Raw genomic sequence first — 12,141 nt, 5'->3', positions numbered from 1 at the left:
TTGAATGCTTCGATCACTTTGCTGTTAGTTGCTGATCCAGCCACCATCTACTGGCAGCTCCACACCCGTGATGAATTTGGATTCATCCGAAGCTAAGAACAAGTAGGCATAAGCGATATCCATGGACTCTCCGGCATGCGGAGGCAGTGGGGCGAGATTTTTGTAATGCTCTCCCATCTCCACTTGGGACTTGATGCCCGCTTTTTCCACCATGCCGGTAAACACAGCCCCTGGATGTACAGAGTTCACACGAATGTTATCTTTGGCGAACCACTGTGCACCATGTTTGGTCAGTGAACGCACAGATCCCTTGGAAGCACTGTATGCTGCGCCCTGAGCATCGGCAATTCCTCCAATGATGGCAGCGATGGAGGATGTATTTACGATGGAGCCTTGTCCATTTTGCTGCATATAAGGGATAACCGCCTTCATTCCCAGCCATACACCTGTACCGTTAATGGACATGACCTTGTCCCAATCTTCCAATTCTGCTTCCAGAATGCCTTTGGCGATGTGAATGCCGGCATTGTTGACCAGAATATCAATTTTGCCATAGTTTGCGATGGTTTCTTCCACAACTGCATTCCATGATTCCGGACTGGATACATCCAGCTTTAATGCAATCGCTTCGCCGCCGTCAGCTACGATCTGTTTCACTTGTTCCTGCAAAACGTCAATTGCCACATCGGTAGCAACTACCTTCGCTCCTTCTCTGGCAAACAATTGAGCCCCAGCCAATCCCATACCGCTTGCCGCTCCAGTTATAATTGTAACTTTTCCAGTTAATCTTCCCATGTCCAATCATCCTTTCCAAATGAAGATGGATGCTCCATAAAGACACATCCGACCTTGTTGACACCTTTAGTATACGGATGAAATGAAAGCTCTTTCAATCAGCAAACAAGCAGCTCTTTGTAGGATAACCGATAGTTGGGTGCGGCTTTGTTCATTCCCTGTAAGTAATCCCACAGATGAAGGGTTATTTGTTGTTTTAGCATCGAGGTGAGCCTTCTGCATCTTGGTGACATTGTAAACCTATCATGGCTTGTCCCTGTGCAATCCTATATAATAACCATAAATTATGGAAATCATTTCGAACATTTGAATCCATTATACGTGTCTAACTTATTCTAGCTTGAGGATCAGGAGGAATTTCCAATGAAGAGGTACCGTGTACATAAAGAAAAACCGAATACACCCCATTCTATCGACTGGAACGGATTAATCCCAAGGCATATCGCAATCATGATGGATGGAAATGGAAGATGGGCTACGCGAAAAGGATTACCTCGAAGTGCTGGGCACTATGCAGGAATGCAGACAATGCGGGAAACGATAAGCATGTGCCACAAAAACGGGATTGCTTCGCTCACTCTTTACGCCTTCTCTACGGAAAACTGGAAAAGGCCCAAGGAAGAGGTCGATTACATCATTAGTTTGGTGGTCGAATTTGTACAGGATACAACCGTTCAGGAACTGAATCAGAATAATATCAAAGTTAATTTTATCGGTGATATCTCAAAATTCCCAGAAGAAACACAGGAAGCGATGCGCAAAGTGGTGGAACTAACCCAAACGAACAGCGGGATGGCTGTGTATTTTGCGATGAATTATGGGGGTAAAAACGATATTGTACAAGCGATCAAAACGTACATCGTAGAAAATAATGAAGAAAACAAAGAAACCTCGGAAATCTCCGAGGCGGATTTTGAAAAGTTTTTGTATACCGGACTCAATCCTGCCCCCGATCTGCTGATCCGAACCAGTGGGGAGAAACGGTTAAGCAATTTTCTATTATGGCAAGCCGCTTATTCCGAGCTCTGGTTCACGGATGTGATGTGGCCGGATTTCAATGAGCAATTGTTATACGAATCCATTCTGGATTATCAGCAGCGCAAACAAAGAGCTTTAGACGATATCACACAGTAATATCAACTTGTTTTTGCCGATCCTGAGCTTAAATGACTTTTTAACCAGGGATGGATAATAGGGAGAACGGTGCTGGGCTGCATGGCTTTGGTGTGATCCATATCCGCTCCCTTGATGATTTCGACGGTCCAGCCGAGGTTTTCAAGAACGGATTTATGCTTTTGCAATCGTCCAGCGATATCCACCGTCACATTCCCAAATTTCTCACCGTACACAATCGTATCTTTCTCTCCTGCAAAAGCCAATCTGGGGATATTCAACTGAGTTTGAATACGTTGGTCATCGAAATCAATTAAACCTTGATACAAGGTCGCAAATTGTTTCGTTTGAGCCGGATCGATCTTTAACTCCAAGTTGTCCCAATCCAATTGATCCGGACTCAATTCTTCAGCTTTCATTAGGGTTTCTGCTGAGTGTATTTCTCCCGTTTCTTCATACTGCTTCAATGCTCCCTCATATGTCTTGATGGTCACTACTCTCATTTCCTCATACGGCCCCTCGTATGGCGGGAATCCTCCCATAATGAGACTTTCCATTCGGTCAGTCCGCAGGGCTAACTGCAGCCCGGCGAGAGCCAGCCAGGAGTATCCATAATAACTAAATCGATTCACATTCATCTGATCCGCAATTCGTAACAAATCCTGAGCGATATATTCGGGCGTAAAATGTTCCGGATGGGGATGTGCCATATAGTGGCCTTCATAATCAAAATGCAGGATCTGAAATTCATCGGAAAGTCCGTCGATAAACTTTGCACCCAATTCAGGATCAACCCCCCATAACTTTAGGGTTTCAGCTTCTTGTCCAGTTACGGACTTTTTGGATATGGGCAGCATGATGACACTACGATCTTGCGCTCCCGTCAGACCCACTTCAAGCTGCGAGCCATTTAACAATGTAATCATTTTCTGCAATTGAACCAGTCCTTTACTGTTGATATCCTCAGTGTATAACATAGATGCAATCTTTCGGTTTTCATTATAAAGTGTTGATAAAATATGGACTTTGGCGCGTTGTATGTTAGTGTAGCACTTGAAGGTTTTACTTGAAGCATGAGGAGAAGAAACATGAACCGAACATATACACCTGGGCAGATTGCCACAAGGCTGGATGTAAGTACAACTACACTGCGACGGTATGAAAAGGAGAACCTGATTCCTGACGTTCCACGGACCGCCAGCAATCACAGGTACTATACCCCTGTTCATCTTCAGGCGTTTGTCGCCATTCGTTTATTATTGAAAGGGTATGAGATTCCCGTTGCATATGAGGTTATGAGAAAAGTAAAACAGGGTGATACAATCGATGCCCTCTGGCTTATAAACCAACAGCTGTACAACAGCCAACTGGAGAAGCAACGAATGGAAGACATATGGAAGATGGTGCAACAGGTGGATTTTGCTAACGATCGAAAGGTTGGAACGACGGAGGCGGTGACGATTGGAAAAGCTGCCGAAGCAGCCGGGGTCAACACTTCTGCTATCAGGCATTGGGAAACAGAAGGCTTGATTTGCTCCGAAAGAGACCCTAACAACGGTTATCGAATGTATACCCGAGCCGAGTTAAGAAAGATATTGGTCATTAGCAGTTTAAGAAAATCCGTCTACTACATTGAACATATGAAAGAGCTTCTGAACACTGTCGGCACGCAGGATTATACACAGATTAATAATGCCTTCCAACTGGCTCTGCAAAAGCTTAACAGCCAACTGTCCCTGCAATTTGCAGGCGTGAAGGAACTTATGACATATATTGAATTATTTCAGGAACCACAGGGGTAACTTATTGGTTAGTTGAGATTGGATGTTTTAATAAAAAAAGCCCGACACATGTTCGAGAAATTATTCTCAATACCGGTCGGGCTTCTTACTGTTACTTCACGTTCTAACATGCTGATTTACAGGGTAGAAATGGCTTTGTTTTTCTCAAAGAACCTTGCATTATGGGACGATACTCCTGCCATATCGGAAGCGGTCGGCTCCAGATAGAGCTTGGCACTATTCACTGCGAGTACGGCATCATTAAATGCACCAGCAATCAGACGGACTTTGCTTCCATAGGTAATGAAATCACCTGCTCCGAAGATTCCCGGCTGACTTGTGCACATTCGCGGATCAACCGAGATACCGTAATCTTCACGTTCCAGTCCCCAATGGACCAGGTTACCGAAATCACGATCGTATCCATGACTTACAACCACTTCATCCACTTCAATTGGCATGATCTCCCCATTGTCTACATGGGCAAGTTCGACGCGGCCTATTTTGTCTCCTGTACCATATAAGCGCGAGATGCTGTAAGGAGTCAAGACTTGGGCAAAAGCTTTCATCTGGGCAACAGGCAGCTCATGTGCCGTAAACTCCTGGCGTCTGTGCACCACAATGACCTCCCGCGCCAATCCCTCCATTTCATTCGCCCAATCTATTGCGGAATCCCCGCCTCCCGAGATCAGCACACGTTTATCCTTGAATCTGGACAGATCCGTAATGGTATAGTGTAGATTCGTCAGCTCATACCGATTTGCGCCTTCAATATCCAGCTTCTGAACCTGCGTCATGCCTCTGCCTGCACATAACAAAATCGTACGCGTGTAATGACGCTCTCCTGTCTTTGAGGTGAGTACAAATACTTGATCATCGCGTCGTTCCATCTGAGCAATTTCCTGGCCGAATACAATGGTTGGATCGAAGGTTCTTGCCTGTCTTTCCAGGGAATCAATCAATTTCTCACAACGAATCGGATCAACTCCACCTACATCCCAGACCAGTTTCTCCGGGTACGTGCGCATAAATCCGCCCAATTCCTCTTTGGCTTCAATGATTTTGGTACGCATGGCTCTCATCCCGCTGTAAAATGCAGCATACATTCCTGCCGGTCCGCCACCAACAATCGTTATATCGTAAATGTCCAATTGCTGCTCTGCTTCAGTATTCATCTAGGGCACCAACTTTTCAACGACATAATCCAACAACTTGGCCGACCCAATAGGGCCCACACCTGTTACAAAATCACTCGTTTTCAGCGGAAAGACATGATTGTCTTTCACGGCGTTCAAGCTCGCCCACACTTTGCTTTCTTTCAGGTTATCCATGGATTGCTTCGTATCATAGCCTTTCAGCGTCCTGTCTTCTAGAAATATATAATCCGGGTTCATTTCCGGCAAAAATTCCAGGGAAAACTGGCTAAACCAATCGGTAGAGTCTTTGATGACTTCAGGGCTGTTCAGACCCAAAGTATCATAGAAAAAGACACTGCTGCTTCCTCCTTTGGGACCCATGAAACGGTAACGATTGTGCTCTACTCGAAGAACCAGCACGGTTTTGCCGCCGATGGCTTGAGAAATTTTCTCCTGTGCCTGCTTCGCCTTCTCATCAAATTCAGCCAGCACTTTGGCAGATTCCTCTGTCTTGTCAAAGACAGCAGCCAACTTCGGCATGGCAATCTGCATTTCACTGTTGGAATCCAGAGCCACCGTTGGAGCAATCTTGGATAGTTCATCATATACGCCTTGCTCCATACCTACGCCTGCGGTAACAATTATATCTGGTGACAACGTCAGCAATTGTTCATAATTATATTGATATTGTTCCGCTTCAATCATTTGGACCCCGTGTTCCTCAAAATAAGACGCACGATAGTCCGGTTCAATCTCCGGAACAAATATAACCATCTGCGGTGTAACGCCCATCTCAATCAAGTACTCGGCATAGATGGAATCTAGTACAAGCATATTTTGAGGATTCGTAGGAATCGTCACCTCTCCAAACTGATCCCGAACAACTTTCGTCTCATTTTTCTCTGCCGTTTTTGCTGAAGCTTCCACTTCTTTATCAGAAGAACCGGAACAGGCGGAAAGCACCAAACTTAGTGCCAACAGCACCATTCCCAAACCCTTAAACCTTCGTGACATGATCTACTCGCCCCTTATGTAATATTGATAATGATAATTATTATCAAATACTAGCAAATAGGAAGAGATCCTTCCATAGGAGATGGTGCGTATTTAGTTGGATTATTGTGCTCTACCATACATTGGTGACCAGACTATTCACAATTTCATTCAAAATCATTTTCTGTCCAATAATTCCACGGCCATCCACCCACAGGCGAGTATCCACGAGAAATACCCTGTTGTTTTTTACAGCCTTCAAGTCATTCCATTGAGAGCTCTCCACTAACTTCTTCATATTTTCTTGAGCACTAAAGTGTTGCATAACTCGTTTCTCCACAAACAGGTAATCGGGATTGGCTTTGGCCAACAAGTCGAGTGAGCAAGGATTAAACCACGCCTCCCCTGCTTGCAGCGGCTGTGGCAGAGTTAAACGGAGCTGTTCGTACAGTAAATGGGATACCCCATTAGAATGACCACCCAAATATCGATAACCAAACGGTTCTACCCTCAGTACCATCACGGTAGAGGAAGATTGGACAAGATGCTGCAGTTGCTGCTGTGCTGCGTTTACTTTCAATTTCATCTGCATATGGAGTTTATGGGCTGTATCTTCTCGGTGAAAAAAGCCTGCCAGTTGACGGAGCAGAGCCTCCACATCGTTATTTAAACCGGTTATGATGGGTGCAATTGTGCGCAGCTTTTGTTTGATCTCTTCTGTCCAACAATTTCCCATAATGCATTCAGGATGAACTTGCCGAATCAGTTCCACATCCAGCTCATATTGTGAGACTTCCAACATCTTCACCTGATGCGTTTCAAATAGTTCATGTTGATGTTCATGCAAAAGCAAGGGAGTTACTACAACCGCATGTGGAATAATCCCCAAGTGAATCAGCACTTCCGCACAAAGCGGGGAAAGACATACGATTTTACGCTGGGGTAGCGTTTGTGCATAATTTCTCGGCGACACACCCGTTAACTGTTTGAAACGACGACTGAAATAATGTGCATCCTCGAATCCGGTCTTCTTCGCAATATCCTGAGATGTTGCCGTTGATAACAACAGCTCCTCTTGAGCACGATAGATCCGGTAATGAGCCAGATAATCCAGAGGCGGCTTTCCAAAGCGCTCACTGAATTTGCGGGAATAATGCCAGGGACTGATGCCTGCGATCTCAGCCAATTGCTTGCGTGTGATGACCTGTTCATAATGCTGCTGCATGTAATCCACAGTGCGGAGAATGCTTTGTTCCACGGTCGGTTCCTCTTCTAACAGCTCCCGGTATACATGTTGCAACAGTTCATACACCAAAAGCTGATTTCCTACACGGATTACATTGGGATTAGGAGAACCATCTCCATTCCAATGTTGGCTAAGACTCGCCAGTGTGCCACCGGTTAATTTTACTTTTTGATACGTGTCCCCTGACGGTACATGCCATTCATATTTCACTACTTCACCTCGGTCTGGGAACATCGCGTATGTATCGAACTGAACATGCCATCCGGCCAGATCCAGATTGCCACCCTCAATCACTTCAATCACGGTGTTTTCTTGCACTGCAACTAACTCCCCATAAGATACCTGAACCCTATGACCATTAATATTCCAGATCGCTTTCCCGTCGAGGATAAGTAGTAAGGCATGACTTGAAAAGTGATGCCTTTTGCCCTCACTCATCCATTGGTCTGTAAGTGGCTTAGTTGACTTCCATTGAGCCATCCACTCTATGTTGTTGGGCATTTTGTTATCCTTTCTGTGGCTGTTGTGTTATTAACTCTACAATACACGAAAACCCGCACCATCAGGTACGGGCTTTTCTTAATTTATACGTGTTTCCGTTCTTTTCCTATCATCCAATAGGTGAGCACACCTGACACACAGAAGGAAATAATCAAACCAACGCAGGCATGTAACAGATTCAGGCTCCCTTCCTCCATAAATAGCGGAATTTCCAGCAGACTTCCGGACCCACCCAATGCAACTGCTTTGACGGACATCAGCCCGAAACACAGTCCTCCTGCAGCACCGCCCAGCAATGCCGAATAAAAAGAGGCCCTCTTTCTCATATTGACCGCATACATCGCAGGCTCTGGGGTACCTAATAAAGCAGTTCCTGTTGCCCAGAAAGCCAGCTTCCTGAATTCCCGCTGTTTGCTTCTTAGCCCAGTAGCGAGTGAAGCTCCTGCTTGTGCGACGAAGGCAACTAACATGACAGGGAGAATGAGGGAGAAACCATTCACCATTATTTCATTGATTATGATAGGTAAAAGCCAGTAATGTAATCCAGCGATCATCATTAGGGAATAAACCGCTCCCAGCAGCATAATTGCTACAATCGGGGCATCATTCAGTAGTGAATCTACCACATCCGGTAAATGCTGATCAATCCAAGTACCAATTGGACCGAGTATCATTAGAACCAGTGGAACTAGAATCAGAAACGTCAACAATGGAGCAAGAATTCCTTTAAAAACTCTTGGGCTTATTTGCTCAACGACTTTATCCAGATAGGACGCCGCATATATCGTCAAAATCACCCAAATTGAAGCTGAAAAAAAGATCGCTTGTGACACAATGGGTACACCCATAAAATGAACATCCTCTTCACCTGACAATAAAGCGGTCATTTGCGGGTAGAACATTAGACCGCCAATCGCTGCGGCAACATAAATATTGCTTTTTAACCGATAGGCTGTACTGATGGCTACCAGGATTGGCAACAGATAATACACACTATCTCCAATGGATTTAAATATCAGGAATGTCTGACTATCCATCAGTGAGGATTCGTTAAATAACGTAATGACGGCTAGAACAATCTTGAGCACTGCAGCTCCCAGGATGGCGGGCATCAGAGGCCTGAACACATCGGAAATAAAATATAACAATGATTTTTTACGGGTACGCCTTGTTGCAGGCAGTACGTCCCCTTCTGCTTTCCTCACTCCCATGCCCTGTAGCGTATTATATAGTTGGGAGGATTCGTCCTCATATGCTATGGAGCAATAATCGCCTGTTATACGAATATCGGCGCCAAGATCCAATACATCAGATACTGATAGATCCATTCGAGTACGGTCACGCAATGTCAGCGTAGTGGTATCCATGTCATGCTGCACATGACGAATATTTTCCTTTCCCCCTGCGAGTTTCAATAGTGCTTCGATTTGCTTGTCATTCATATGTACCTTCTCCTTATGCTGCGGTAAACCCGAGTTTTATGATATGCCCTTATCTATATACGCATTTCCATGAAAAAACTTCAATAGGATAAAAAAACTAATTCCCCTTTTATTTCATGGTTTTTGCGCAAGGTACAATGACCTAATCAAAATAAACAGCAAAAGTATATCCAACACACCGCATAGCAAACGAATGAGATTTACCAGACGCGGAGATTCTACCTATGGAGTTCATAAAATTGATAAAGTTTCACTGGTTCTTAGACGCCTGCAAGGTTATATACACAAAGAAATCTAATATCTGAAATCTATGATCCAAGGAGCTGGTCATTTGCAATATTACAGACATAGTGCAGAGGAGACACTTCAGGACGTTCAGAGTTCCACTAATGGGCTCACAACCTCTGAGGCTGCGAAGAGACTGCAGACGGAAGGCTATAACGAGTTAAAGGGAAAAGCTGCAACCCCCATCTGGAAGCTATTTATTGAAAATTTTAAAGATCCTATGGTTATCGTGCTGCTGATCGCGGCCGCTGTTCAGATCGTCCTTGGACACCTGATCGAATCGCTAATCATTTTTCTCGTCATTCTGTTAAATGCGGTAATCAGCGTTGTGCAGACCAAAAAGGCCGAAAGTTCTCTGGATGCACTCCGGCAGATGTCTGCTCCCGAAGCCAAAATCATTCGTGACGGGCAGAAAAAAACGATTCCCGCGCGGGAACTTGTTCCCGGTGATATTGTCTTGCTGGATGCAGGGGATTATGTCCCTGCAGACGGCCGCATTTTGGAGTCAGGCAGCTTACGAATCAACGAGGGAATGCTTACAGGTGAATCCGAAGCAGCGGAGAAACATGCAGATGCCATCCCGGAAGAAGCTCCGATCGGTGACCGTCGCAATATGGCATTCAGTGGATCACTGGTGGTGTATGGTCGGGGTACGCTTGTCATTACGGGTACAGCACTGAAAACGGAAATCGGCAAGATTGCCGAATTGATTGAAAATGCAGAGGCGAAGGAAACTCCGTTGCAACGGAAATTGGAATCCTTTAGTAAGAAGCTTGGCTTCTTTATCCTAGGCTTGTCGATTCTTATTTTCGCCATCGAAGCAGGACGTGTCTGGTTAACTGAGGGAACGGAAAATATCGGGCCATCCATTGTGAATGCCCTAATGTTCGCAGTTGCCGTCGCTGTCGCCGCCATTCCAGAAGCCCTTTCCTCCATAGTGACGATTGTATTGTCTCTGGGAACGAACAAAATGGCCAAGCAGCACGCCATCATCAGACGTCTTCCAGCCGTGGAAGCTTTGGGTTCTGCCAGCATCATCTGTACCGACAAAACAGGAACGCTCACTCAAAACAAAATGACCGTGGTGGACTATTACATTCCCCATGGCACGAAAGACCAATTCCCCGATGATCCCAAACAGTGGTCTGCAGAGGAACGGCGCTTGTTACATATTGCAGTACTCTGCAATGATTCGAATATTAACCAGGAAGGCAAGGAACTCGGTGACCCAACCGAGGTGGCGCTCATTGCCTTCAGTAACCGGGTGAACAAGGATTACAATGAAATTCGTGATCAGTTTCCGCGTGAAGCCGAGCTTCCTTTTGACTCGGATCGGAAATTGATGAGTACTGTGCACACATTTGAAGGACAGACGGCTTTGCTGACCAAGGGTGGCCCGGATGTGCTGTTCAGTCGCTGTAGTCATGTGTTTATGAACGGAGAAGTTCAGCCATTGACGCCTGAGATTCGCATACAGTTTGAAGAAAAGAACGAAGCGTTCTCCAAACGGGCCTTCCGTGTGCTAGCATACGCCTACAAAAAGTTTGATGACAAAAATCAGGTCACGGTAGAGGACGAATATGATCTAACACTTGTTGGTCTGACAGCCATGATTGATCCACCGCGTGAAGCGGTATATGGTTCCATCGAAGAATCCAAGAAGGCAGGCATTCGCACGATCATGATCACTGGCGACCACAAAACAACAGCCCAAGCGATCGGTATTGATATCGGACTTGCAGGCCCGGATGATCTGGCCCTTACCGGAGCAGAGTTGGACAAACTGTCGGATGATGAACTCGATCAGCAGCTCGAACATATCTCGGTGTATGCACGTGTATCTCCTGAAAATAAAATCCGCATCGTGCGTGCGTGGCAACGCAAAGGCAAGATTGCAGCGATGACCGGAGATGGCGTCAACGACGCACCTGCACTGAAACAGGCAGACATCGGCGTAGCGATGGGCAGCGGGACGGATGTCGCGAAAGACGCGGCAGCCATGATTTTGACGGATGATAACTTTGTCTCCATCGTGAATGCAGTCAGTGTAGGGCGTATGGTATTCGATAATATCAAAAAAGCCATTGCGTACCTGTTTGCAGGAAATCTTGGGGCGATTATCGCCATTTTGTTTGCACTTGTAGTCGGCTGGGTGAACCCATTTACGGCCCTCCAGCTGCTCTTCATCAATCTGGTAAATGATTCCCTGCCTGCTATTGCACTGGGTACGGAAAAAGCTGAACCGGATGTCATGCGGCGGAAACCGCGGGATATCAACGAAGGTATCTTTGCCGGCGGAACATTGCAGGCTGTCATTACACGTGGTGTTCTGATCGGGGTGGCTGTTATCGTGTCCCAATATATTGGACTTGGGATCTCGGAGGAAATGAGTGTGGCAATGGCCTTCACGACCCTGATTCTGGCACGGAGTCTGCAAACTTTTGCAGCGCGCTCCAACACACAGACGATTTTCCAGGTCGGCTTCACCACTAACAAATATGTCCTCGGCTCCATCTTGGTTTGTCTCTGCCTGTATGGAATCACGCTGATTCCAGGGGTTCGCAGCATCTTCGCCATCCCGGCAGCCTTTGGCTGGAATGAGTTCCTTATCGCAGGGGGACTTGCTCTCGCAGCGGTCATTCTGATGGATGTCATCAAGTGGATTCGCAATCGTGGCACACCAGCTACTACGTCCTAAAAATAATCAGATGAAAATGCTCATGTGCAAAAACGACGTCCTGGGTCAGGACGCCGTTTTTGTTTAACCACCCAATGAATTCGTATGACATTATTGCCATATACATAGATTGAGCGTAAAATGGTTTATTGAATTCATAGACAGGAATGGT

The 12,141-nt window shown here is 45.8% G+C and carries 9 protein-coding genes; 3 read left to right on the top strand and 6 right to left on the bottom strand.

The window, feature by feature from the left end; all coding sequences use genetic code 11:
* Positions 1–24 precede the first annotated feature (24 nt).
* Complete coding sequence (locus BLV50_RS20780; protein ID WP_090809771.1) at positions 25–795, bottom strand: SDR family NAD(P)-dependent oxidoreductase; 771 nt, start codon at positions 793–795, stop codon at positions 25–27.
* Between the two features lie 363 nt (positions 796–1,158).
* Here BLV50_RS20780 and BLV50_RS20775 point away from each other — a divergent pair, with 363 nt between their 5' ends.
* Positions 1,159–1,929 (top strand): isoprenyl transferase, encoded by a 771-nt coding sequence (locus BLV50_RS20775; protein WP_090809769.1) that lies wholly within the window; start codon positions 1,159–1,161, stop codon positions 1,927–1,929.
* Between the two features lie 2 nt (positions 1,930–1,931).
* On the opposite strand, the gene BLV50_RS20770 is transcribed toward BLV50_RS20775, so the two are convergent.
* Positions 1,932–2,885, bottom strand: coding sequence for an alpha/beta fold hydrolase (locus tag BLV50_RS20770; protein ID WP_240321428.1), 954 nt, complete (start codon positions 2,883–2,885; stop codon positions 1,932–1,934).
* Positions 2,886–2,996: 111 nt separating this feature from the next.
* Between BLV50_RS20770 and BLV50_RS20765 the strand changes: the two genes are divergently transcribed.
* Complete coding sequence (locus tag BLV50_RS20765; RefSeq protein WP_090809766.1) at positions 2,997–3,710, top strand: MerR family transcriptional regulator; 714 nt, start codon at positions 2,997–2,999, stop codon at positions 3,708–3,710.
* A 116-nt stretch (positions 3,711–3,826) separates the two neighbouring features.
* Here the strand turns inward: BLV50_RS20765 and BLV50_RS20760 are convergent, their stop codons facing one another.
* From BLV50_RS20760 to BLV50_RS20745, 4 genes are all read right to left on the bottom strand, one after another.
* Positions 3,827–4,864 (bottom strand): NAD(P)/FAD-dependent oxidoreductase, encoded by a 1,038-nt coding sequence (locus BLV50_RS20760; RefSeq protein WP_063565413.1) that lies wholly within the window; start codon positions 4,862–4,864, stop codon positions 3,827–3,829.
* Complete coding sequence (locus BLV50_RS20755; RefSeq protein WP_063565412.1) at positions 4,865–5,839, bottom strand: ABC transporter substrate-binding protein; 975 nt, start codon at positions 5,837–5,839, stop codon at positions 4,865–4,867. It abuts the gene before it with no gap.
* Positions 5,840–5,951: 112 nt separating this feature from the next.
* A complete protein-coding gene (locus tag BLV50_RS20750) occupies positions 5,952–7,544 on the bottom strand; it encodes a helix-turn-helix domain-containing protein (protein ID WP_256336604.1) in 1,593 nt (530 codons plus the stop codon).
* 104 nt (positions 7,545–7,648) lie between these two features.
* Complete coding sequence (locus BLV50_RS20745) at positions 7,649–9,007, bottom strand: PTS transporter subunit EIIC (RefSeq protein WP_090809764.1); 1,359 nt, start codon at positions 9,005–9,007, stop codon at positions 7,649–7,651.
* Positions 9,008–9,338: 331 nt separating this feature from the next.
* Between BLV50_RS20745 and BLV50_RS20740 the strand changes: the two genes are divergently transcribed.
* A complete protein-coding gene (locus BLV50_RS20740; protein WP_090809762.1) occupies positions 9,339–11,990 on the top strand; it encodes a cation-translocating P-type ATPase in 2,652 nt (883 codons plus the stop codon).
* Positions 11,991–12,141 lie beyond the last annotated feature (151 nt).

The sequence above is a fragment of the Paenibacillus sp. 276b genome (genome assembly GCF_900107875.1).
In the GTDB taxonomy this organism is placed as follows: domain Bacteria; phylum Bacillota; class Bacilli; order Paenibacillales; family Paenibacillaceae; genus Paenibacillus; species Paenibacillus marchantiae.
The sequence above is the reverse complement of the archived record's forward strand: the minus strand, read 5'-3'. Positions and strand labels throughout refer to the sequence as shown.